Source organism: Peptoniphilus sp. oral taxon 836 str. F0141, assembly GCF_000179335.1.
GTDB classification, from domain to species: Bacteria; Bacillota; Clostridia; order Tissierellales; family Peptoniphilaceae; genus Peptoniphilus_A; species Peptoniphilus_A lacrimalis.
On record NZ_AEAA01000067.1, the window covers coordinates 1 to 22729 of the forward strand.

A 22729-nucleotide genomic window follows, 5' to 3' on the forward strand; every position below is an offset into this window, starting at 1 on the left:
CCGCTCATTATTCAGCCTTAGCTATATCTACAAGTTCTTTAAACCCTTGTGGATCGTTTATTGCCATTTCAGAAAGCATTTTTCTATTGATATTTACTCCAGCTTTCTTAAGACCTGAAATAAATTTAGAATAGCTCATTCCATGAAGTCTTGTAGCTGCATTGATTCTTGTAATCCATAGTTTTCTGAAATCTCTTTTTCTTTGTTTTCTACCAATATAAGCATAGCTTAAAGATTTCATTACAGCTTGGTTAGCTGGTCTAAATAATTTAGATTTAGCTCCGAAATAACCCTTAGCTTGTTTTAATATATTTTTATGTCTTTTTTTAGCATTTACTGCTCTTTTTACTCTAGCCATCTTTTAACCCCCTTATGGAATCATGTGATCAATTCTCTTTTGATCACCCTTGCTAACAAGAGAAGATTTTCTAAGTTTTCTTAATCTCTTTGCAGTTTTCTTTCCAGTTAAATGTCCTTTATAAGCAAAAAATCTCTTAATTTTGCCACTGCCAGTTCTTTTAAACCTTTTAGCAGAAGCTCTGTGAGTCTTCATCTTTCCCATAAAATCCTCCTTTTATTCATCCTTGGCAGACAAAAACATAATCATATTTTTGCCTTCCATTTTAGGTTTTTTGTCCACAACTCCATACTCAGAAACCAATTCCACGAATTTATCAAGAACTTCTCTACCGATATCAGTATGACCCATTTCTCTACCTCTAAACCTTACGGCAACCTTAACTCTGTCGCCAGATTTCAAGAAGTCAATAGCTCTGTTGGCTTTTGTGTTTAAATCATGAGTTTCAATATTTGGAGTAAGTCTTAACTCCTTAATATTTATGACTTTTTGTTTCTTCTTTGCCTCTTTTTCTTTTTTAATTAGCTCATACCTATATTTGCCATAGTCCATAATTTTACAAACTGGTGGCTTGGCATTAGGAGCAACATTTACAAGGTCAAGTTTACTTGCCTCTGCCATGTCTAAAGCACGATCAACATTAACCACTCCAACTTGATTTCCTTTTTCATCAACTAATCGCACTTCTTTATCTCTGATTTCTTCATTAATTTGAAGTTCTTTAATTTCTAAGCACCTCCATAAAAAAATGCGGACACGCAAAAGGTCCGCAAATAAATTACTAATTTACAAATAACCTTAAACCTTTGGCGTAAGGTGAGAAGCGGACTTCTTCTTAAATTCTTTTCTATTATAATATATACTTTTTAATCTGTCAAGTTATTTACTTACATGTTCTTCATATTTTACAAGTATAATATTTAATAAAATACCAACTAAGGCTGCAAGGGATAATCCACTTAAAGAAACTTGGTTTGTTATTTTTATCTGTAAATTTAAGCCAAGATGAGAGCCTAAACCTATAATCAAGATACTTGCAATAATTATAATATTTTTTAAATTCATTTGTGTGTGAGAATTTTTTAATGTCTTAAATCCAACAAGGGCTATCATTGAAAATAACACAACAGAAATTCCGCCCATAACCGCTTGAGGAATAGAAGATAAAAATCCTCCAATTTTCCCTACAAAGGAAAGTATTATGGCAAATATAGCTGCAAGCCTCAAAATTGATGGATCATAATTTTTTGTAATTGCTAAAACTCCTGTATTTTCTCCATAAGTGGTGTTAGCTGGTCCTCCTATAAATCCTGCAAACATTGTTGCAAGTCCATCTCCTAAAAGTGTTCTGTTAAGACCAGGGTCTTTAATAAAATTCTTTCCTACAACTTGAGAATTTGTTGTTATATCTCCTAAGTGTTCCATAAATACTGCCATGACAACAGGACAAATTGTTATTATAGCAGAAATAGAAAATGCTGGTAGTTGAAATTTAGGAACTGCTACTATTGAAGCTTGACTTATAAGGCTAGTATCAACAACATTTAAACACAAGGATAATATATAACCAATTATTACTGAAATTATAATGGAAAGTTGTTTAATAAATCCTTTGGCAAAGTTTGAAAGAATCAAGCAAGTTGAGAAAGTTACTGCTGATAAAATAATATTTGTTTTTGCCATATTTAAAGCTGTCGGCAAGAGATTTAATCCTATAACTATAACCATTGGACCAACAATTTGTGAAGGGAAAAATTTTAAAATCTTTCCTACACCAATTCTATTAATTATAAATGAAATAAAAACATATATAAGACCTGCACAAATTATGCCACCTTGAGCATACTCTAAACCCTCTGTTTTTCCTATCAACTGAATTACCGGTATAAAAGCAAAAGATGAGCCTAAAAAAACAGGTACCTTATTTTTTGTACAAAAGTGAAAAATAAGAGTACCTGCTCCTGCAGCAAATATTGCAGTTGAAACATCAAAACCGGTAAGAATTGGAACTAAAACTGTTGCCCCAAACATCGCTATTAAATGTTGAAGACCTAAAACAATTTTTTTCATTGCTTGTAAAACTTTTCTATCGTCTTTAACAATCACTTTATCCATAATTCCTCCTTAAAATTAATAAAATACATCAAGACATTTTTATTAATTTTACTCTTGTGTTTTTAAAATGTCAATCTTTATTTTATTAACTTAAGTTCAAGACCTATGGTAGTTTTATCTTTGTTAGAATCTTTTACAAAAACTTTACCATTGTGAAGGTTAATAATTTTATCAACTAAACATAAGCCCAGCCCTGAACCTGACACAGATGAAGATTTATTGACTCTAAAAAATGCTTTGAAAATTTTATCCCTAAATTCTTTGGGAATTTCTATGCCGTTATCACTTATTTCAATATTAATTTTATCTTTATCCCTCTTAAGTTTAATTTTTATATAACCATCTTCTCTATTATATTTTATTGCATTTTCTATAAGATTAAAAAATACCCTATAAATTAATATATCACTTCCTAAAATTATTCCCCCATCACCTTCAATTTCCATTGAAATATTTTTTTCATCTGCTAGATAAGATAAATCTTCCATTACTTCTTCAATTAAAGGATATAAATCAATTTTTTCATTTCTTTTTATTGTAGAAATTTCACTCATTTGTAATAAAACTTTAGTCAGCTTGCTAAGTCTATCTAACTGATTTTCAAAAGTTTTGGAATTTTTTTCAAATTCCATAAAAGTCATATCTTTATTTTTTTTAATTAGGTCTAGTTGTGTTTGCATTAATGCCAAAGGGGTCCTTAGTTCATGAGCCGCATTAGCTGTGAACTGCCCTTGCTCTTCAAAAGAATCTTCTAACCTTTTTAACATATTATTAAAAGAATGGCTTAGATTTCTAAACTCTAAAACCTCATCCTCGCTAACTAAGGAATCTGTTATATTTGACATTTCTATTTCCTCAATTTTTTTAGAAAATTCCTTCAAAGGCTTTAGGGATTTTCCTGAAACATAGTAGGCAACAAATCCTGATATACAGGTCACAATAAAGGTTGCAATCCATCCCCTATAAGAAAAAGATACTTTTCTTTTGTCTATTTCATGATTAATTTCATCGGAAAAATCATCAAGCTTATCAGATGGAATCGAAATATATAATTTTTCTTCATTATATTTAGAAAAATCACTCACAAAACCTCCTATAGAATCCATATATAAAATACCTTGAAAATAAGACATTAAATTTATACATATACATGAAAATGCTATTAATATAGAAGTCATAATGGTAATTCTCCATTGTAAAGATAATTTTTTCATTTATTATTCTTCCTCCAACTGATAACCCAAACCAACTCTATTTATTATGGGGTCATATTTAAGTGCTTTTTTTAATTTTTTTCTAAGCGCTGAAATATGAACCCTTATGGAATTAGAAAATAGATCAACGCTAGAATCCCAAACATGATCTATTAATTCCTCTTGACTGATAGGGCGTCCCCTGTTTAATAAAAGATATTCCAAAATTCCTAACTCTTTTCTTGTTAATGAAATTTCCTTATCATCAATTTTAACAATCCTTTTTTTGCTATCAAAACTTAGATTTTTATAGCTTAGCATCTGATTATTGGTGATAAAATTTCTCCTTGTAAGACTCCTAATTCTTGCCTCTAGCTCATCTAAATGAAAAGGTTTAGAAAGATAGTCATTAGCTCCCTTGTCAAGTCCTTCAACCTTATCTTTAATCTGACTTCTTGCCGACAAAATAATAATTTTTGTATCTTGGTTAAAAGTTCTAAATTCCTCAAGAATTTCCATTCCATCAATTTCCGGCAAATTAAGATCAAGCACAATTAAATCATAATTTTCTACATCTAAAAGCTCCATGGCTTCATTTCCATTGTTAGCAATATCCACTTCATATCCAGATTCTTTCAAGCTCTTTGCTATCATTTGACATAAATCTTTTTCATCTTCAACTATTAATATGCGCATATTCGCCTCCAATATATAAATAATTAAAAAAAATTAATTTCTTAACACAAATTTTATATAGGATATTGTAACATATACATATGATTTACAGAAAGGGTGATAAAAATAAAGAACAAATTAAAAAGTAAGCTACAGTTTATATTTCTAATAATTTCTGTACTTATGATTGCGACTGGTGTATATAGAAATGAAGTACAAACTGTTCTTTCAAAAGCAATAAGAATATGTTTGGAATGTGTGGGTATAGGTTAATGAAAGTTTCAAAAATTTTCTCAAAATTTAGAACATATTGGCAATTTCTTGCCAGCATCCTAACAAATATACATTTACCTAATTTTATTAAGGGAGATATTTATAAAGGTAAGGGAAAAATGGCATGTGTTCCAGGACTTAACTGCTATTCATGCCCAGGAGCTAGTGGATCATGTCCAATTGGTTCTTTTCAAGCTGTCATAGGCTCTTCAAAATTTAAATTTACCTATTATATAAGTGGATTTTTAATTTTAATGGGAGTTTTGTTTGGTAGATTTATTTGTGGTTTTATGTGTCCTTTTGGTTTTTTCCAAGACCTGCTATATAAAATTCCAAGCAAAAAATTTTCCACTAAAAAATTAAAACCCCTAAAATACTTGAAATATCTTATCTTTTTATTTATGGTATTTCTTCTACCTCTTTTAATAACAAATGAGATAGGTATGGGTAATCCATTTTTTTGCAAATATCTCTGCCCTCAAGGAGTTTTAGAAGGTGCGATTCCGCTTTCTATTGTAAATCCAAGTATAAGAGCAGCTCTTGGTAAATTATTTACATGGAAATTATTTGTATTATTAACCTTTACACTTTCAAGTATATTTGTTTACAGACCTTTTTGTAAATTTATATGCCCACTTGGTGCTTTTTATGGTCTATTTAATAAGCTTTCTTTCTTGCAAATGAAAGTAAACTTTGATAAATGTATAGGATGTAAAAAATGCTACAAAGCATGTAAAATGGATGTAGATGTATGTAAAGATCCAAACCATAACGAATGTATCAGATGTGGGGTATGTATAAATGTCTGTCCCGTAGAAGCTATTGAATTTAGATATGGTTTTGGCAATGGAAAAGAATATTTAAAAGACAAAAATAATAACAAAGGAGTACATTATGAAAATTAAAAAAATAGTTAGTCTTGCACTTTTATCCATGATGGTTTTTTTCATGGTAGCTTGTAACAAAGATAATTCAAATAATAATGAAGCAAATGTGCAAACTAAAGAAGAAACAAGACTTGATAAAGATCAAGAAAAAAATATGCAAGAAAAGAAAAAAGAGCTTGACGCTAAAATGGAAGAACAAAATAAAATTTTTGAAAAAGATAAAGAACTTTGGGACAAGTTATTCCTCAAAGCTGATAAGTCTAAAGTTGGCGAAAATAAAGATATGCCTTATGAGGACTTTTTAACTCAATTGTTAGAAGAAAATAAGAGTGATTTTACAGATGAAGAAGTAAAAACATTAGAAGAAGGAATAAGTAAAATCAAAGTATTAGCAAAAGATATTCAAAGATTAAATAATGAATATCAAAGCCTTCAATCAAAGAAAATGCCTGATAGAAATGCTGAAACTTTCCCAAGCTTTACTGGAAAAGATTTTGACGGAAATGATGTAGATTCTACACTTATAGAAAATTCTAAATTTACAGTAATGAACTTCTGGTTCAATGGATGTGCTCCATGCGTTGGAGAAATCGGCGATTTAAACAAATTAAATGAAAAGCTAAAAGAAAAAGGCGGTCAAGTTATAGGTGTAAACACTGAAGCCCTTGATGGCAATAAAACTACTATTGAGGAAGCAAAAAAAATATTAGAAACTAAAGGTGGAAAATATAAAAATATTTACTTTGACTCCTCATCAGAAGCTGGTAAATATGCACTTACAGTTACAGGCTTCCCTACAACAATTGTTCTTGACCCTTATGGAAAAATAATGGGAAATCCAATATTAGGACCAATAACTGCTAATGATAATGAAAAACTATTGATGGAACAAATAAATAAAGTATTAGATGCTGATTCCAGCACTCCTATATAATAATTAGGGAGCTATATAATATAGCTCCCACTTTTATTGTCTTATTTTAAAAAAAGTATTTTAATCTTACTTAATTATAGTAAGATCCTTATCATAAGAATTTAAAACCTTACAACCATCTTCAGTTACAATAACTAAATCTTCAATTCTAACTCCAATTTCTCCAGGAAGATATATGCCAGGTTCTACAGAAAAAATATTTCCCACTTCCATTAGCCTATCATTAGTAAAAGAAACATCACCTTTTTCATGAGTTTCAAGTCCTATAAAGTGTCCTGTTCTATGAGTGAAATATTTTCCATATCCAGCTTTTTCTATTACATCTCTTGCAGCCTTATCTACATCAGAAACAGGTCTTCCAGCTTTAACTGCAGCAATTCCTGCTAAATTTGCAGCTAAGACTGTATTATATACTTCTTTTGCCTTAGGGCTTACTGACTTATAAAAAAATGTTCTTGTCATATCTGAGCAATAATCATCTAAAATACATCCCATATCAACAACTATAGAATCACCATCTTTAGGTAAAGATTCATCAGTAGTGTGGTGAGGATCAGCTCCATTAGCCCCGTAAGCAACTATTGGGTCAAAAGAAAATTCAGATGAACCTAAAGCTTTATAAGATTCCTTTAAAAATAAAGCCATATCTTTTTCGCTTATTCCTTCTTTTAGCTTATCCTTCATCATTTTCATTGCCATATCATTTACTTGAGATGACTTAATCATCTTGTTGATTTCTTCTTCATCTTTAATTGCTCTTAAATCATCTATAAGATCAGATGCTAGAATAAATTTGCAATCACTTCTTTCCATTAGAGGTAACAAAAATTTTGCACATAAATTTTTATCCACTCCAACATTTCCCTTTATATCTTCTAAAACAAGAGAAAGTGGATCATCTGTATCTTGATACCATTTCAATATTGGTCCAAATTCTTCAGTTGGGAATAATTTATTTACATATAAAATCACCCTACCATCAGAAGATACGTTAAGCATTACAAGTCTTTCTTCTGGATGGTACCATTTTTTACAAAAATAATAAATTGCATAAGTATCCGTTATAAGGATATTATTGATATTATTTTCTTTAAGCTTATTAATTAATCTTTCAATTCTATTATTCATAATAACCTCCTTTTAATTTCTTTCATAGGGCTTGCCATCAGCAGATGGTGCTTTTGAACCTTTAACAAATAATACAAGAACCACAAGAGTTAAGATGTAGGGAATCATTGAAAGTAAATTAGTATCTATCTGAATTCCTATAGATCCTAAGAAAATTGAAAGTCCTTGTGCAGCTCCAAATAATAGACAAGCAAGTAGAGCCCCTTGTGGTCTCCAACCTCCAAAAATTACGGCTGCAAGAGCAATAAAACCTTGACCTGAAATTAAGGTTTCTCTGAAGTTTGATACAACAGCCAAAGACATTGCTCCTCCTCCAAGTCCAGCCAAAAATCCTGAAGTTAAAACAGCTATATATTTAATAAGATAGGCATTAACACCCAAAGTTTCTGCTGCTCTTGGATGTTCTCCAACAGCTCTTATCCTAAGCCCTAGTTTTGTTTTATATAAAACGAACCAACTTATAAAAACTAAGGCAAATGCAATATAAACTATAACGTATTGAGAAAAAATAATATCTAAATACTTTAATATTGGATAGCGCCCTATTCTTTCTGAAGTGAAAATACCTTTAAAAACCATAGGTAATTTATTTTGATAGGGTATAGCCTTACTCATGGCAGCTCCATCAAAAAATAATCTGCATAGATATAAAGCAAGTCCTGGTCCCAAAAGATTTATAGCTATACCTGAAACCACATGGTCGGCTGCTAAATTTACAGTAGCAACTGCATGAATTAAACTTAGTGCCATGCCTCCAAGTCCTGCGCACAAAAATGCAAGCCAGGGATTTCCACTATAAAAACCAACTGTAGCCCCAACAATAGCCCCAATAGACATCATACCTTCAAGGCCAATGTTTACTACCCCTCCATTTTCACTGATAACTCCACCTAAGGCTGTATAAATTAAAGGTGCAGAATATAAAAGTGTAATAGATAAAATATTTGCTAAATTAAGTAAAAAATCATTCATTTTTTTCTACCTCCTTTTGAGGTTTATTCATAACTTTGGAATTATTTTTAAATTTTTGTTTTAAAATATCAAAAAGTTTAGGCATTGAAATAAATATAATAATAATTCCTATGACAATCTTTACTACTTCTGAATAAGTTCCAATAGTTGTAAGCTTTGCTCCACCATAATTAAGTCCAGAAAAAAGTAGGGCTGCTGGAATTACCCCCAAGGGAGCATTACCGGCAATAAGTGCAACAGCCATTCCGTCAAAACCATAATTTTCCATAGAAGCAAGCTTTCCAATGTGATGATTAACACCTAATACCATAATAGCACCTGCAAGACCAGCTAAAGCTCCTGAAATTGCCATTGATTTTATAATAGATGATTTAATATTTATACCTGCATACTCAGCAGCATCAGCATTGAAACCAACACTTTTAAGCTCATAGCCCAGAGTAGTTTTCTTTAAAATATACCAAATAATTAAGGCACAAATTATAGCTATAATGATTCCCCAGTTAACAGGAGGATTTAATACATCCCTTAAAATTTTATTATGTGATAAAAATGCACGTCCAGCTTGAGATTTTTTCCATTCGCCCAAAAACCTAATACTAGCACTAGCTTTAATAGTATATGAATTATCAGATTCTATACTTCTTAAAGACGGAAAAGTTAAAGAATAATTCAAAAGATAAAATCCAATCCAGTTAAGCATAATAGATGAAATAACTTCATTTACATTGTGGTTAGATTTTAAATATCCAACAATTGCTCCCCACAAGCTTCCGCAAAGTGTTCCCACAATAAGGGCAACTATTGCATGAAGAACAGGTGGAAGATTTAACAAAAGTCCGCTAACTAAGGCTCCTATCGAACCAACAATAAATTGACCTTCAGCCCCAATATTAAATAGACCCGTTTGAAAAGCAAAGGCAACTGAAAGACCTGTTAAAATATAAGGTACAGACCTTACAATAACCCAAGAAACATATTTAGGTTTGCCAAAAGCTCCCAAAAAAATTACCTTATAAGCTTTTATAGGATTAATATTATTAATGATAAGAATTAAAGAACCTATAAGGACACCAAAAATTATTGCAATAATAGTATAAGTAAATCTTTTATTGATTTTCATTTTTACCCCCAGCCATATAAAGTCCTAATTCTTTCTCATCAGTATCTTCTCTATTGAAAGTTCCAACAATTTTTCCACCATAAATAACAGAAATCTTATCAGATAATGCCAAAATTTCATCAAGTTCAAAAGAAACAAGTAAAACAGCCTTACCCTTATCTCTTTGTTCCACCAAAAACTTTCTAATAAACTCTATAGCCCCAACATCAAGACCTCTGGTTGGTTGTGCTGCGATAAGTACACTCGGATCATTTGATATTTCACGGGCAAGAATAACTTTTTGTTGATTACCCCCTGATAGATCTCCAACTGCATAATTAATATCTCTAGGTCTTACATCAAACTTTTCCGACAAATTATTTGCATATTCTTTGATTTTTTTAAAATTCAAAATACCTTTATTTGAAAATTCATCCTTGTAATAATTTTCCAAAACATAATTTTCTGCTACAGAAAAATCAAGGACAAGCCCCCTTCTATGCCTATCTTCAGGAATATTATTTAAACCATGTTCTTGAATTTCTCTTGGCTTTTTATTAGTTATATCCTTATTATCTAAAATAATTTTTCCTTTTTCTACTTTTCTAAGTCCAGTTAAAGCTTCCAAAAATTCGCTCTGTCCATTTCCATCAACACCAGCAATTCCAAGAATCTCTCCATAGTGAAGGGATAAATTAAGACCATTAACCTTATAAACACCACGAGCATCTTTAACGTGCAAGTCTTCAATTTTTAAAACTTCTGAACCAGGCAATTGGGGTGATTTTTCAACATCTAAGACCACAGCCCTACCGACCATCATATCGGCAAGTTCTTCTTCACTGACATCACAAACATCAACGGTTTTAATTTTTTTGCCACGTCTAATGATTGTACATCTGTCAGCCATCTCCTTAATTTCCTTAAGTTTGTGAGTTATAAGTATAATAGATTTTCCAGAATTTTTAAGATTATTAATAATTCCAACAAGTTCTTCAATTTCCTGTGGAGTCAAAACTGCAGTAGGTTCGTCAAAAATTAATATGTCTGCTCCCCTGTAAAGAACCTTCAAAATTTCCACTCTCTGTTGAGTACCAACAGTTACATCCTGAATTTTTGCATCAGGATCAATGGAAAAACCATATTTTTCTGAAAGATTAACAACATCTTTGCGAGCCTTTTTCATATCCAAGCATATACCTTTAGAAGGCTCCATTCCCAAAACAATATTTTCCACAATATTGAAAGGCTGAATCAGCATAAAATGTTGGTGAACCATTCCAAGTCCTTTTTTTATTGCATCATTAGGGTCTTTAAATTTTACCTCTTCACCGTTAATAAAAATTTGTCCATCTGTGGGCTGAAAAAGACCATATAGCATATTCATAAGGGTGGACTTTCCGGCACCATTTTCGCCTAAAAGTGCGTGGACTTCTCCTTTTCTTATATCTAAATTAATCCCATCATTAGCAGTAAAATCACCAAATTTTTTTGTGATGTTACGCATCTCAACAACAAGATTTTGCCCTTTATTATCCAAAATAAATTCTCCTTTACTATAATACCTAAATTATATCAAAAAAAATTAAATAGTAAAACTTTAAAGCAAAAATTACTAAATTATAATAAAAACTCTTTTATTCAAAAACATAAAAAAAATCGTCAGGAAAAAATCCCAACGATTAATAATAATATTCAATTAAAATACCCTTGTTGCATTTACATATCTGCTAGAATAATAATCTTCAGACAGTGAACTTTCAATAACTTTTCCAGCACCTGAAGATGCGTGAATAAATCTTCCGCCACCAATGTATATACCAACATGGCTTACACCTGAACCGGTAGTGTTAAAGAAAATTAAATCTCCTTCAATCAAATCGCTTCTATCAACTTGCTTACCAAAGCCAGACTGCTCACTTGATGATCTTGGAAGTTTAATTCCTAACTCATCCTTATAAATAGCATATACTAAACCTGAACAATCAAATCCACCATCTCCAGTAGAACCGTAAACATAAGTTGAACCCATCTTATCATATGCAGAAGCTATGATCTTACTTGCAGTAGGTGAAATATTTTCTGAACTCTTGTATTTAAAGTCAGTAAAATCTTGACTGTTGTCTTTAGAGGCTTGTTTTGCAATCTTTTCAATTTCTTTAAAATCATTGTCCATAGCAAGCATAATATTTTTTGCTTCATCTTTTGCTTGGACATTGTTACTCTTCTTGCCACTTTCAAGTGAAAGTTTTTCAGCTTCTAAAGTATATTTCTTTCCATTATCATCTTTAATAATGAAATCTCCATCGTTATAGTCAACAACACTAACACTTTCGCCAGCTTTAAGTTTTAACTTACCATTATTACTCTTGGCAACAGCGTTACTTTTGACCTTAACTTCAGTTTTATTTTCTCTCTTATCCGCTACTTTTTCTACAACAGATTTAGAAACATCGCCTACAGTACCATCATTTAATTTTATTGTAACTGTATCTTTATTGTTTTTAACTTCTATAGCATATTCCCCAATAAATAAGTTTCTTACAACTTTACCATCTTTTTTGATTGGTGAGCTCTTAACAACTTTATATGTAGGAATATTAACTTCCTTTACTAAAATCTTATCTTCAGGGATAGTAACTTTAGCCTTTCCCTTCTTAACAATATAAGAATTCCCTGTCTTTTCTACTATATTAACTTGTTCACCTATAGCAAAAGAAATTTCATTTCCACTGTATGTTCTTTGAACATGTTCATTTATGAAAACTCCTGTATCTTTTAAACCTACTATAGATACTGCACAAAGAGCAACTAAGCCCATTGGCAACTTATTCTTAATAGACCACAAAATTAAACAACTCCTATACCTAAGATTAATATATTTAGAGTATAGCAAAGAAGTTACAAAAAAGCAACAAAAAGTTACAAAATTGTTAAGAAATTTTTAACATTTTTGTAACTTTATTACAAGCAAGTCTATAAGCTGCGTTCTGTTTTGTCAACTATCTATCTTATTCCACTGTTGCCAGAGGACTTTAGCGACCTACCTTACGGCAGATACGAGCAGCATCTGTTTTTCCTATTTGGTCTTGCTCCAGATGGGGTTTACATGGCATTATTATCACTAATAATCCGGTGAGCTCTTACCTCGCCTTTCCACCCTTACCAATAATGGCGGTATATTTCTGTTGCACTAGCCTTGGGGTCGCCCCCACTTGTCGTTAACAAGCATCTTTGCTCTGTGGAGCGCAGACTTTCCTCACATTTTGTGCAGTTGACCAACTTACTTACATCCATTTTAACAAAATTTTTTTATAAATTCAACATCAAAACATCTCATAGGAAGAATCATCTTTTATATAAATATTAAGTTCAGAAAATTTTTCTAAAAGCTTCTCTTTTATTCTTGGAAGAATTAATTTTTCACTGTGAAAATGTCCTATATCCATAGCTATAATATTATTTTCATAGGCAAATTGACCATCATGATATTTGATATCTCCTGAAATAAAAAGATGACTGCCGTTTTTTATTGCCTCATCCATATAGGAAGACCCAGCACCACCGCATAGAGAAACTCTTTTTATCTTTTTATCTTTACCATAAGTCCTGATATTTTTAATATTTAACTTATCCCTAAAGTCCTTTAAGATTTCTTCAAGACTTTTTTCCTCTTTTAGTTCGCCCACAATTCCAATAGGTAAACCATCGTCAATGGCTAAGCTTTCTTGGTTCTTTAAATCTAAAAATCTAGCCAAAGAAAAGTTTACCCCATCACTAACCACATCAAGGGTTGTATGACCACTGTAAACAGAAATTTTATTATTAATTAAAGATAAAATTAAATCTCCCCTGTAGCTTCCTTCGATTATATTTTTTTCACCACCAAAAAATAAGGGATGATGACTTATTATAGCTTGGCAATTATTATTTTTTGCCATTTCTAAACTCTTATCATCAACATCAAGGCACAAGAATATATTAGAAATATATGTATCAAAATATATTTGCATACCTGAATTATCCCAACTCATCATATACTCTTTCTTTGCCCACATATCCATAAAATCAAAAATCTCTTTACTTTTGTACTTCATCTAATATCTCCTTTAACTCAATATTTTCCTCTCTGAGTTTATCCTTTTTATAAATGCTTCTTGTGCTTGAACCTTCAATATTTTCAATAATAAAAATATTATAATTTATCAGATATTTTAAAAATTCAATAAGGTCCTTATCTTTTCTATTCCTCAAAAGCTTTGAAACCTTCAAATCAATATCTCTATATTCTTCTTTGATTGCCTTATAATTTGCCACTATTATATGGAAAAATTTATTATCTTCAAAAACAATTTTTTCATCAAGTATTTTAAAACCCTTATCATATAAAAACTTTCTGAGATAATCCACCTGTTGCATAGGTTGTAAAATCAGTTTTTCTGCTTGTCTTGCCTTTTCAAAATCCCTATCTAAAATTTTAGAGATTAAAATTCCTCCCATACCTGCAATGATTATCTGATCAACTGGTGGAATTTTTTCAAGACCGTTGCAAACAATATGTTCGATTTTCCCCTTATTTCCCCTAAGCTCTGAAAATTCTATGGCTTTATTTAATGAATTTAAGGAAATGTCAGTTGCTATTATTTTTCTATTAATATCTTCCTCATATAGAAAATTTGGCACAAATCCATGATCTGTGCCTATATCTGCAATTATTTTATTTTTATCACAAAAATTTACAATTGCTCTTAATCGCTTTGATAACTTAATCATTCTAAGAAGTCCTTTAATTTCTTGCTTCTTGATGGATGACGAAGCTTTCTAATAGCCTTAGCTTCAATTTGTCTTATTCTTTCACGAGTAACTGCAAACTCTTTACCAACTTCCTCTAAAGTTCTCGCTCTTCCGTCATCTAAACCGAATCTCAAAGTTAAAACTTTCTTTTCTCTATCAGTCAATGTTTCCAAAACCGTAGAAAGTTGTTCCCTTAGTAGGGTAAAAGTTGCCGCATCTTGTGGAGATAAAATTTCTTCATCAGGTATAAAATCGCCTAAGTGAGAATCTTCTTCTTCTCCTATTGGTGTTTCTAAAGAAACGGGTTCCTGAGCAATTTTTTGAATTTCTCTAACCTTTTCAACATCAATACTCATTTCTTTGGCAATTTCTTCAGGAAGTGGATCTCTTCCTAATTCTTGAACCAATTGTCTCTGAACTCTTACAAGTTTATTAATTGTTTCAACCATATGAACAGGAATTCTTATTGTTCTAGCTTGGTCAGCTATAGCTCTTGTTATAGCTTGTCTTATCCACCATGTTGCATAAGTTGAAAATTTAAATCCCTTAGTGTAGTCAAACTTATCGACAGCTTTCATTAGGCCTAGATTTCCTTCTTGAATTAAATCAAGAAAACTCATTCCCCTGCCCACATATCTTTTGGCAATAGAAACTACTAAACGAAGATTAGCTTCTGCAAGTTCTTTCTTTGCAGAGTTATCACCATTTTCCATTCTCTTGGCAATTTCCACTTCCTCATCTCCAGTTAAAAGAGGAATTTTTCCAATTTCTTTCAGATACATTCTGACAGGATCATCAACACTTATTCCCTTGGGAACAGATAAGTCTTCTTTTTCTACGTCAATTTCTTCCTTAAAATCCTTATCTCTTTCATCATTTAGTAATTCAATTCCATCATTTTCAAAATCCTTATAGATAGAGTCAATTTCTTGTGAATCCATAGGAATATCTTCTAAGGCAAAGGATATTTCGTCATAAGTGAGATGTCCCTTTTCCTTACCTTCTTTTTTTAAGTTATTAATAGTGGTATCTTTATTACCTGTTTGTTTTTTCTCACTCATCTTTTACACCCTCATTTATATCATTTAATTCTAAATTTATTGTTCGCAAATCATTTATCACTTTTTCAAAAATCTCCTTATCTTTTGAATTTGACTTAGCTATTGAATCAAGTTGATTCAAAAGATTTTCTTTTTCTTGCAAAAGCCAAGACCTTTTTAAAGTTAATAAATAATCAGAAATTATTTTATTCCCTTCCGGTTCATCAACAATCAAAGATATTATTTCCTTATATGTTTCAGAACTTACAAGACCCTTATTTATTAAATCTTTAAAAAAATCATCTTTTTCTATTTTTTTGTCATAATAATTTTCCAATTCTTCAAAAATTATTCTAATTTCTACTGAAGAAAATAAAGTAAGTTCAACTTTTGATTTAATATAATCGTAAAAATCATGACCAGCTAAACAATAGGCTATAAGACCCTTTTGAGCCTTTATGTTACCCGATTGAAGCTTTCCTTTAGGCTTTATTATTTTTTTGGGTTTATCAAATTTCTTTTTAGGCCTGTTTTTATTTATAAGGCTTATATAAGAATTTAAAGATATGGTAGAAATACCATAAGTCTTACAAAAATTCTTCATATACACATCTCTTTCAATTGGATTTTTGATTGAAGATAAAATTTTTCCTGCCTCCATAGTAAATTTAGATAAACCATCTGAGCTTGACAGATTAAATTTTCCCTTTAAATTATCAATCTTAAAATCCAAAAAAGATTTACCATTAGCCACTTGACCTTCAAAGCTAATTTTGCCATATTTTTTTATATATTCATCAGGATCAAGACCCTCAGCAAGAGAAATAATCTTTGGGCTTATCCCCTCAGAAAGCATAATATCAATGGCACGAACTGTTGCGTTTATTCCTGCACTGTCACCATCATAGCAGATATAAATATCCTTGGCATACCTTTTTATAAGCCCTGCCTGAGCTTGAGTTAGAGATGTCCCAAGACTTGCTACGCTATAATTTATACCACTATTATATAGTGAAATAACATCCATGTATCCTTCAACTAAAATAATTTTATCTCGAGAAGCTTCCTTAGAAATAAGGTTTAAGTTAAATAAATTGCTCCCCTTATGAAAAATTAAATTCTCGGAAGAATTTAGGTATTTTGGTTTCTCATCTCCTAAAACTCTTCCACCAAAAGCAATAACACGACCCTTGGTATCTATAATTGGAAACATTATTCTATTTCTAAATCTGTCATAAGTTTTACCCTTGGAAGATGAAAGTAAATTAATCTCTACAAGTTCTTCCTCCTTGTATCCCAAAGATAAAAGATGATTTTTTAAATTATCCCAACTATCATTTGCAAAGCCTAGACCATATTTATTGATAACAGCAGGTGAAATTTCTCTCTTTCTCAGGTAATTCATACCCAATTTTGATTTTTTTAAATTATTATAAAAAAATAAGGCAGCTTGTCTATTGATTTCGTAAAATCTCTGAGCTTTGTCCTTTAATTCCTTATCTTTTTTAGAATAATGCGCCTGCCTAAGTTCAATATTATATTTGTCTGCTAAAAACTTAATAGCCTCACGAAAGCCAAACCCTTCCCTTTTCATAACAAAACTTATTACATCTCCGCCTTCACCACAACCGAAACACTTAAAAATTCCCTTTGATGGTGAAAGGCTAAAAGATGGAGTTTTCTCATTATGAAAAGGACAAAGTCCAATATAATTGGCTCCGCTTCTTTTCAAATTAACATATTGAGATATAAGTTCATAAATATCAACCTTATCCCTAATTTCTTCCAATAAGTTATCATCAATTATAAAACTCATTTCTACTCCAATTTTTAGGTAAAAATAAATTTTTCCATTCCCTCACTGCAAAAGTATCAGTCATTCCAGCAATATAATCTGTAATAATATCTTCCTTACTATGGTCAATGCCCTCATATAATGCCAAATGTTTTTTATCTAGTATATCAAAATTATTCATATAATAATCAAATAAATCCGTCAGAAGTCTTGTAATCTTCTTATCTTCACTTTTTACAGTTGGGTTAAAATATACCTTATCAAACATGAATTTTCTCAAATCCATGGTAGCTCTATAAATTTCTTCTTCCATTTCTACAATTGGTTTGCCAAAAGACTTTTTAATAATTGAAGAAATCATTGTATTTATTCTCTTTGAGTGGCTGTATCCCAAAACATCAAGTATATCCTTGGGTAAATCTTCTTTTTTAATTATTCCAGCCCTAATAGCATCATCAATATCGTGATTAATATAGGCAATTCTGTCAGCAAATTTAATAATAGTGCCTTCAAGAGTCGAAGCCTTGTTATCGCCTTGATGATTTAAAATACCATCACGAACTTCAAAGGTCAAATTAAGACCTATCCTTTTTTCAGAAGATTCTAAAAAATCAACAACTCTTAGAGATTGCTTGTAATGTTTAAAACCCTTTGGATTTAATTTGTCTAAAATTTCTTCGCCGAAATGTCCAAAAGGCGTATGTCCAAGGTCATGACCAAGACCAATAGCCTCAACTAAATCTTCATTCAATCCCAAAGCCCTTGCAATAGTCCTACCTATCTGAGCAACTTCAAGAGTATGGGTTAACCTTGTTCTGTAATGATCACCTTCAGGAGCTATGAATACTTGAGTTTTGTGTTTTAATCTTCTAAAAGATTTTGAATGAATAATTCTATCTCTATCCCTTTGAAAATCTGTCCTTATATTACATTTTTCTTCAAAAACTTGCCTACCCTTAGAGTCCTTAGCCAAAGTAGCGTAAGGTTTTAAAATTTTTTCTTCAAGTTCTTCATATACTTCTCTAGTGTTCATTTTTACCTCAATTCAAGTTTTTTAAGCCTTTCAATAATAATTTCTGCTGTTTCTTCTATAGCCTTATGGGAAACATCAATCACAAAACATCCCAATTCGTCCATAACCTGTTTAGAATAATCAATTTCATCTTTAATTCTATCAATATTTGCATACTTTGCACCACTAGCAAGACCTAAACTTTTTAATCTTTCTTCTCTTATAGAAATTAGTTTGTTTGGATTAGCAATAAGACCTATAACTCTGTTTACATCTTTTTCATAAACTTCCTTAGGAACAGGAACTTCAGGCACCAAAGGCACATTTGCAACCTTATATAATTTGTTAGCAAGATACATAGAAAGTGGTGTCTTAGAAGTTCTAGAAATTCCAACAAGACAAATATCAGCTTTTCTTACTCCTCTTGGGTCTTTGCCATCATCATATTTAACAGCAAACTCAATAGCCTCAACTTTTTTAAAATAATTTTGGTCAAGTCTTCTTATAAGACCAGGTTCACGAAGTGGAGGATAACCTAAAATATTTTCTAACTGATTCATAGGTTGACCCATAACATCAACAGTATAAAGACCAAGTTCCTTAGATTTTTCCTCAATAAAATTACGAGTTTCTAAAACCACGTTGGTATATACAATCAGTGAATTTTTTATTTTTGCAGCTTCCTCTAAAAGAGGTTTTATTTGCTCGATGGAGTTGTGGTATGGATATCTCCTAATTTGATAATTTTCAGATTCAAATTGACGTACACTTGATGTGGCAATAAGTTCACCTGTTTCACCAATAGAATCTGAAATAACATATATGACTAAAGTATTCTCTAAATCTTTCATAAATCTCCTTAAATTATTTCGCCCTTACACATTTCCACAAACATTCTGTTAACATTAGTTTTTGTGAATCTTCCAACAACTGTTAAAATTCCATTTTCCTCTTCGACAACAGGAAGGGAATCGACTCCTCTCTCATCAATAAGTCTTGCTCCCTCAAAAGCAGTATCCAAAGGACCTATGGTAACCAAATTAGGCATCCTTGTCATAACAAGACTTATAGGAGTATTATGAATATCCATACCGCCTATAGTAGTTCTTATCAAATCTTTTCTTGAAACGACACCTGTTAAATTTCTATTGTTTGTGATAAAAACTGAAGAAACATCTTCTAAGAAAAGTCCAACAATAACATCATAAACACTCGCCGTTTCTTCCATAACAAAGGGAACAGACATATAATCTTCTATTTTAAGTTCCTTAATATGGTCTACCACAAGAGATAACTCAGAGCGACCCGTATAAAAATAGCCAACATTTGGTCTGGCTCCCAAAATATTTATCATAGTTAAAACTGCTAAATCAGGTCTGATAGTAGCCCTAGAAACCCCGAGGCTTGTGGCTATTTCATCTCCAGTAATGGGAGCTTTCTCTTTAACTATTTGAATTATTTTAAGTTGTCTCTTACTTAAATCCAAATCATCACACCCCTAATCGAGGACAATTTTTTCTATTGCAAAAATTCTTGAAACAACATTTTCTACCCTATTGATAAGGGCAAGTCTGTTATCTCTAATAGAAGTATCCTTATCCATTACCATAACCTTGTCAAAAAATTCATCAATATATGGAGTCAATGAATCACAAAGGTTCAAATAATCATAAAATTTATTAGCGTTGTTATAGGCTTCAAGTTCAGCCTTGATATTTTCAATTTGACTAAATAATTTCTTTTCAGCATCTTCCTTGAAAAGCTCAGCATCAACTTCTTTAAATTCAGAAACTTTAGAAGTCAAGTTGTAAATTCTCTCAAAAGAATCAACAAACTTAGACCTGTCATTTTCCTTAAACCACCTATCAACTTGAGGTGCCTTTTTAAAGATAATATGAATTTTATCTTCACTTTCTAAAATTGCATCAATAACATCATATCTATAATCTAAATCTTCAAGCATAACCTTAATTCTTTGCTTGAAAAATTCCTTAAGATTTTTCATAACAGCTTCATAATTTAAGGTAAGTCCCATTTTATTAACATACTCATAAAGAGCTTGAGATAAAATAGAATCAAGATTAAGTTCCCAGTTGTTATTTCTAATTATATTAATAAGACCAATTGCACTACGTCTTAATCCAAAGGGGTCAAGAGATCCAGTTGGGACTTTGTCAATAGCAAAAAGTCCTGAAATTGTATCTATCTTATCGGCAATAGAATAAATAGAACCTACAGTAGTTTTTGGAAGATCATCCCCCTTAAACCTCGGTAAATATTGCTCATAAATTGCAGAATTTACAATATCTTTTTCACCGGAAAGTTTTGCATAAATAGATCCCATAATTCCTTGAAGTTCTGTAAATTCAACAACCATATGAGTAGTCAAATCAGCCTTAGAAAGATATGCAGTTCTTTTTAAGGACTCAAGTGTTTCATCAGCAACTTCCAAATTCTTTCCTATTTCTAATGCAATAGCTTCATTACGTTCTTCTTTTTCTCTCATGTTTCCAAGCTTATCTAAGAAATTTACACCACTTAGGGCATCAACATAATCTTCAAGAGGTTTAGAAATATCTTCTTCATAGAAGAACTTAGCATCAGAAAGTCTAGCTCCTAAGACCTTTTCATTTCCCTTTATTACAACATCTTCATAATCATGATTTCCATTTCTTATAGTAATAAAATATGGAAGAAGTTCACCCTTATCATCATAAATAGGAGTGTAACGCAGATGGTCAATCATAGTAGTTGTGATAACTTCCTTGGGCAAAATTAAAAATTCTTTTTTTATAGTTCCCTTTATGGGAGTTGGATATTCAACAATATAAACAAGTTCCTCTAAAAGATCTTTATTTTCTTTTATTTCTCCACCAAGGGATCTGGCAATTTTTTTAGATTCAAACCTTATAATTTCTTCTCTTCTATTTTGGTCTAAAATTACAAAATTTTCTTCTAAAAGTTTTGCATAGTTATCAACATTATCAATAACAATATTATCAGACCCTAAAAATCTGTGGCCACGAGTAATATTTGAAACTGGGATACCTTCAAAAGGAAATTCTACAACTTCATCATTAAGAATAGAAACAATCCATCTTATAGGTCTTGGAAATTTAATATTTTTTCCACCCCATTTCATGTTACGAGGTAGATTAATATGATAAATCATATCAGGAATAATATTTTTTAAAACTTCTTTAGCATCAAGACCCCTCTTTTTAATGATGGCAAAAACATATTTGTTGCCCTTAACTTCCCTTTGTTCTAGATCCTTTAGGCTTATATTTTGAGATTTCATAAAGCCTTCTAGTGGTTTTGTGGGATTACCATCTTCATCAAAAGAAATTTTTACAGAAGGACCTTTAACTTCCTTATTAATATCATCTTGCCTATCAAAAATTCCATTTATATATAGAGAAAGCCTTCTAGGAGTAGCATAAACTTCTAATGAATCATACTTGAGGTCATTTTCATTAAGTGATTTTTCAATTTTTTCTCTAATTTGTTCCATGGCAAGATTTACAAATCTTGATGGTAATTCTTCTACTCCTATTTCTAAAAGATACCTATTCATTAGAAACTCCTTTCAAAAGCGGATAACCCATTTCTTTTCTTTGTATTAAATATGCTTCAGCTACAAGTTTTGCTAAATTACGCACCCTTCCAATATAAGTAGTTCTTTCAGAAACAGAAATTGCTCCTCTTGCGTCTAATAAATTAAAAGTATGTGAGCATTTTAAAGTATAGTCATAGGCATCAAGCACAATTCCCTCATCAATAACTCTCATGGCTTCTTTTTCATAAACATCAAATAAATTTCTTAGAAGTTTGACATCACTTACCTCAAAAGCATATTTGGAATGTTCATATTCAGCAACTTTAAAAACATCTCCATAAGTTATTTTATCGTTATACTTTATATCATAAACAGAATCCACATCTTGTAAATACATGGCAATTCTTTCAAGACCATAAGTAAGCTCTGCACTTTCAAGATCGAGATTAACTCCTCCCACTTGTTGAAAATAAGTAAATTGAGTTATTTCCATCCCGTCAAGCCAAACTTCCCAACCAAGACCCCAAGCTCCAAGAGTTGGAGATTCCCAGTTATCTTCCACAAATCTTATATCATGTTTTTTTGGATCAATACCAATAGTAACAAGCGAATCAAGATAAAGCTCTTGAACATTTGCAGGAGATGGCTTTAAAATAACTTGCATTTGATGGTGTTGATATAATCTGTTAGGATTTTCACCATAACGTCCATCAGCAGGTCTTCTTGAAGGCTCAACATAACAAACCTTCCATTCTTCAGGACCTAAAGCGCGAAGAAAAGTTTGAGGATTCATAGTACCTGCTCCCTTTTCAATATCGTAAGGCTGCATGATAATACAACCCTTGTCACTCCAATATTTTTGTAAATTAATAATTAATTCCTGGAAATTCAT

23 protein-coding genes and 1 other RNA gene are annotated in these 22729 nt (G+C 31.2%); 3 read left to right on the top strand and 21 right to left on the bottom strand.

Annotation, left to right across the window (positions count from 1 at the left end):
• Positions 1 to 7 precede the first annotated feature (7 nt).
• From rplT to HMPREF9131_RS02730, 6 genes are all read right to left on the bottom strand, one after another.
• Positions 8 to 358 carry a 50S ribosomal protein L20 gene (gene rplT, locus HMPREF9131_RS02705; protein ID WP_009345268.1) on the bottom strand — a complete coding sequence of 117 codons (351 nt, stop codon included), beginning with the start codon at positions 356 to 358 and terminating at the stop codon, positions 8 to 10.
• 12 nt (positions 359 to 370) lie between these two features.
• Positions 371 to 562: a 50S ribosomal protein L35 gene (rpmI, locus tag HMPREF9131_RS02710; protein ID WP_004824787.1), complete on the bottom strand. Its 192-nt coding sequence runs from the start codon at positions 560 to 562 to the stop codon at positions 371 to 373.
• Positions 563 to 574: 12 nt separating this feature from the next.
• Entirely contained in the window at positions 575 to 1120 is a 546-nt protein-coding gene (gene infC / locus HMPREF9131_RS02715; RefSeq protein ID WP_004824859.1) for a translation initiation factor IF-3, read from the bottom strand.
• Positions 1121 to 1237: 117 nt separating this feature from the next.
• Entirely contained in the window at positions 1238 to 2473 is a 1236-nt protein-coding gene (locus tag HMPREF9131_RS02720; RefSeq protein WP_009345270.1) for a uracil-xanthine permease family protein, read from the bottom strand.
• Positions 2474 to 2550: 77 nt separating this feature from the next.
• Entirely contained in the window at positions 2551 to 3687 is a 1137-nt protein-coding gene (locus HMPREF9131_RS02725) for a HAMP domain-containing sensor histidine kinase (RefSeq protein WP_009345287.1), read from the bottom strand.
• Between the two features lie 3 nt (positions 3688 to 3690).
• Positions 3691 to 4362, bottom strand: coding sequence for a response regulator transcription factor (locus HMPREF9131_RS02730; RefSeq protein WP_009345277.1), 672 nt, complete (start codon positions 4360 to 4362; stop codon positions 3691 to 3693).
• Between the two features lie 138 nt (positions 4363 to 4500).
• On the opposite strand from HMPREF9131_RS02730, the gene HMPREF9131_RS08865 reads away from it, so the two are divergent.
• Genes HMPREF9131_RS08865 through HMPREF9131_RS02740 form a run of 3 tightly spaced genes read left to right on the top strand, consistent with a single transcriptional unit; the run spans position 4501 to position 6435 of the window.
• On the top strand, positions 4501 to 4614 hold the full coding sequence (locus tag HMPREF9131_RS08865) for a CD1871A family CXXC motif-containing protein (RefSeq protein WP_369744394.1): 114 nt from the start codon (positions 4501 to 4503) through the stop codon (positions 4612 to 4614).
• The gene (locus HMPREF9131_RS02735) at positions 4614 to 5519 is read left to right on the top strand and encodes a 4Fe-4S binding protein (RefSeq protein ID WP_156780669.1); all 906 of its coding nucleotides are present in this window, start codon (positions 4614 to 4616) and stop codon (positions 5517 to 5519) included. The genes HMPREF9131_RS08865 and HMPREF9131_RS02735 overlap by 1 nt, the downstream gene beginning before the upstream one ends.
• On the top strand, positions 5509 to 6435 hold the full coding sequence (locus HMPREF9131_RS02740) for a TlpA disulfide reductase family protein (protein WP_009345273.1): 927 nt from the start codon (positions 5509 to 5511) through the stop codon (positions 6433 to 6435). The genes HMPREF9131_RS02735 and HMPREF9131_RS02740 overlap by 11 nt, the downstream gene beginning before the upstream one ends.
• A gap of 66 nt (positions 6436 to 6501) precedes the next feature.
• Here HMPREF9131_RS02740 and HMPREF9131_RS02745 read toward each other — a convergent pair whose 3' ends face one another.
• The 15 genes from HMPREF9131_RS02745 to glyQ form a co-directional block, all read right to left on the bottom strand.
• Positions 6502 to 7563: a Xaa-Pro peptidase family protein gene (locus HMPREF9131_RS02745; RefSeq protein ID WP_009345271.1), complete on the bottom strand. Its 1062-nt coding sequence runs from the start codon at positions 7561 to 7563 to the stop codon at positions 6502 to 6504.
• Positions 7564 to 7575: 12 nt separating this feature from the next.
• Entirely contained in the window at positions 7576 to 8535 is a 960-nt protein-coding gene (locus tag HMPREF9131_RS02750) for an ABC transporter permease (protein WP_004824868.1), read from the bottom strand.
• Positions 8528 to 9658, bottom strand: coding sequence for an ABC transporter permease (locus HMPREF9131_RS02755; RefSeq protein WP_009345279.1), 1131 nt, complete (start codon positions 9656 to 9658; stop codon positions 8528 to 8530). Before HMPREF9131_RS02755 ends, HMPREF9131_RS02750 begins: the two co-directional genes overlap by 8 nt.
• Entirely contained in the window at positions 9645 to 11177 is a 1533-nt protein-coding gene (locus HMPREF9131_RS02760; RefSeq protein WP_009345267.1) for an ABC transporter ATP-binding protein, read from the bottom strand. Before HMPREF9131_RS02760 ends, HMPREF9131_RS02755 begins: the two co-directional genes overlap by 14 nt.
• A 159-nt stretch (positions 11178 to 11336) precedes the next feature.
• Positions 11337 to 12485, bottom strand: coding sequence for a C40 family peptidase (locus HMPREF9131_RS02765; protein WP_009345276.1), 1149 nt, complete (start codon positions 12483 to 12485; stop codon positions 11337 to 11339).
• A 115-nt stretch (positions 12486 to 12600) separates the two neighbouring features.
• Positions 12601 to 12927: RNase P RNA component class A (gene rnpB / locus HMPREF9131_RS08140), an RNA gene on the bottom strand.
• A gap of 36 nt (positions 12928 to 12963) precedes the next feature.
• On the bottom strand, positions 12964 to 13734 hold the full coding sequence (locus HMPREF9131_RS02770) for a Nif3-like dinuclear metal center hexameric protein (RefSeq protein WP_009345252.1): 771 nt from the start codon (positions 13732 to 13734) through the stop codon (positions 12964 to 12966).
• Positions 13718 to 14410, bottom strand: a complete 693-nt coding sequence (locus HMPREF9131_RS02775; protein WP_009345275.1) for a class I SAM-dependent methyltransferase — start codon at positions 14408 to 14410, stop codon at positions 13718 to 13720. Before HMPREF9131_RS02775 ends, HMPREF9131_RS02770 begins: the two co-directional genes overlap by 17 nt.
• Positions 14407 to 15492, bottom strand: coding sequence for an RNA polymerase sigma factor RpoD (rpoD, locus tag HMPREF9131_RS02780; RefSeq protein WP_009345272.1), 1086 nt, complete (start codon positions 15490 to 15492; stop codon positions 14407 to 14409). The genes HMPREF9131_RS02775 and rpoD overlap by 4 nt, the downstream gene beginning before the upstream one ends.
• Positions 15485 to 17287 (bottom strand): DNA primase, encoded by a 1803-nt coding sequence (dnaG, locus tag HMPREF9131_RS02785; protein ID WP_009345269.1) that lies wholly within the window; start codon positions 17285 to 17287, stop codon positions 15485 to 15487. Before dnaG ends, rpoD begins: the two co-directional genes overlap by 8 nt.
• On the bottom strand, positions 17271 to 18299 hold the full coding sequence (locus tag HMPREF9131_RS02790) for a deoxyguanosinetriphosphate triphosphohydrolase (RefSeq protein ID WP_009345262.1): 1029 nt from the start codon (positions 18297 to 18299) through the stop codon (positions 17271 to 17273). The genes dnaG and HMPREF9131_RS02790 overlap by 17 nt, the downstream gene beginning before the upstream one ends.
• Positions 18300 to 18301: 2 nt before the next feature.
• Positions 18302 to 19129 (bottom strand): pyruvate, water dikinase regulatory protein, encoded by an 828-nt coding sequence (locus tag HMPREF9131_RS02795; RefSeq protein ID WP_004824816.1) that lies wholly within the window; start codon positions 19127 to 19129, stop codon positions 18302 to 18304.
• Positions 19130 to 19137: 8 nt separating this feature from the next.
• Positions 19138 to 19764, bottom strand: a complete 627-nt coding sequence (locus HMPREF9131_RS02800) for a helix-turn-helix transcriptional regulator (protein ID WP_004824796.1) — start codon at positions 19762 to 19764, stop codon at positions 19138 to 19140.
• 12 nt (positions 19765 to 19776) lie between these two features.
• On the bottom strand, positions 19777 to 21855 hold the full coding sequence (gene glyS, locus HMPREF9131_RS02805) for a glycine--tRNA ligase subunit beta (protein WP_009345263.1): 2079 nt from the start codon (positions 21853 to 21855) through the stop codon (positions 19777 to 19779).
• Positions 21848 to 22729 (bottom strand): glycine--tRNA ligase subunit alpha, encoded by an 882-nt coding sequence (glyQ, locus tag HMPREF9131_RS02810; protein ID WP_004824858.1) that lies wholly within the window; start codon positions 22727 to 22729, stop codon positions 21848 to 21850. The genes glyS and glyQ overlap by 8 nt, the downstream gene beginning before the upstream one ends.

What these genes read in the sequence shown, in the direction of transcription:
- HMPREF9131_RS02745 (WP_009345271.1), bottom strand. Translation starts at nt 7,563, where the DNA reads ATGAATAATAGAATTGAAAGATTAATTAATAAGCTTAAAGAAAATAAT.
- HMPREF9131_RS02725 (WP_009345287.1), bottom strand. Translation starts at nt 3,687, where the DNA reads ATGAAAAAATTATCTTTACAATGGAGAATTACCATTATGACTTCTATA.
- HMPREF9131_RS02790 (WP_009345262.1), bottom strand. Translation starts at nt 18,299, where the DNA reads ATGAACACTAGAGAAGTATATGAAGAACTTGAAGAAAAAATTTTAAAA.
- HMPREF9131_RS02755 (WP_009345279.1), bottom strand. Translation starts at nt 9,658, where the DNA reads ATGAAAATCAATAAAAGATTTACTTATACTATTATTGCAATAATTTTT.
- HMPREF9131_RS02735 (WP_156780669.1), top strand. Translation starts at nt 4,614, where the DNA reads ATGAAAGTTTCAAAAATTTTCTCAAAATTTAGAACATATTGGCAATTT.
- rpoD (WP_009345272.1), bottom strand. Translation starts at nt 15,492, where the DNA reads ATGAGTGAGAAAAAACAAACAGGTAATAAAGATACCACTATTAATAAC.
- HMPREF9131_RS02775 (WP_009345275.1), bottom strand. Translation starts at nt 14,410, where the DNA reads ATGATTAAGTTATCAAAGCGATTAAGAGCAATTGTAAATTTTTGTGAT.
- HMPREF9131_RS02730 (WP_009345277.1), bottom strand. Translation starts at nt 4,362, where the DNA reads ATGCGCATATTAATAGTTGAAGATGAAAAAGATTTATGTCAAATGATA.
- HMPREF9131_RS02720 (WP_009345270.1), bottom strand. Translation starts at nt 2,473, where the DNA reads ATGGATAAAGTGATTGTTAAAGACGATAGAAAAGTTTTACAAGCAATG.
- HMPREF9131_RS02770 (WP_009345252.1), bottom strand. Translation starts at nt 13,734, where the DNA reads ATGAAGTACAAAAGTAAAGAGATTTTTGATTTTATGGATATGTGGGCA.
- dnaG (WP_009345269.1), bottom strand. Translation starts at nt 17,287, where the DNA reads ATGAGTTTTATAATTGATGATAACTTATTGGAAGAAATTAGGGATAAG.
- HMPREF9131_RS02740 (WP_009345273.1), top strand. Translation starts at nt 5,509, where the DNA reads ATGAAAATTAAAAAAATAGTTAGTCTTGCACTTTTATCCATGATGGTT.
- rplT (WP_009345268.1), bottom strand. Translation starts at nt 358, where the DNA reads ATGGCTAGAGTAAAAAGAGCAGTAAATGCTAAAAAAAGACATAAAAAT.
- rpmI (WP_004824787.1), bottom strand. Translation starts at nt 562, where the DNA reads ATGGGAAAGATGAAGACTCACAGAGCTTCTGCTAAAAGGTTTAAAAGA.
- glyQ (WP_004824858.1), bottom strand. Translation starts at nt 22,729, where the DNA reads ATGAATTTCCAGGAATTAATTATTAATTTACAAAAATATTGGAGTGAC.
- HMPREF9131_RS02795 (WP_004824816.1), bottom strand. Translation starts at nt 19,129, where the DNA reads ATGAAAGATTTAGAGAATACTTTAGTCATATATGTTATTTCAGATTCT.
- HMPREF9131_RS02750 (WP_004824868.1), bottom strand. Translation starts at nt 8,535, where the DNA reads ATGAATGATTTTTTACTTAATTTAGCAAATATTTTATCTATTACACTT.
- glyS (WP_009345263.1), bottom strand. Translation starts at nt 21,855, where the DNA reads ATGAATAGGTATCTTTTAGAAATAGGAGTAGAAGAATTACCATCAAGA.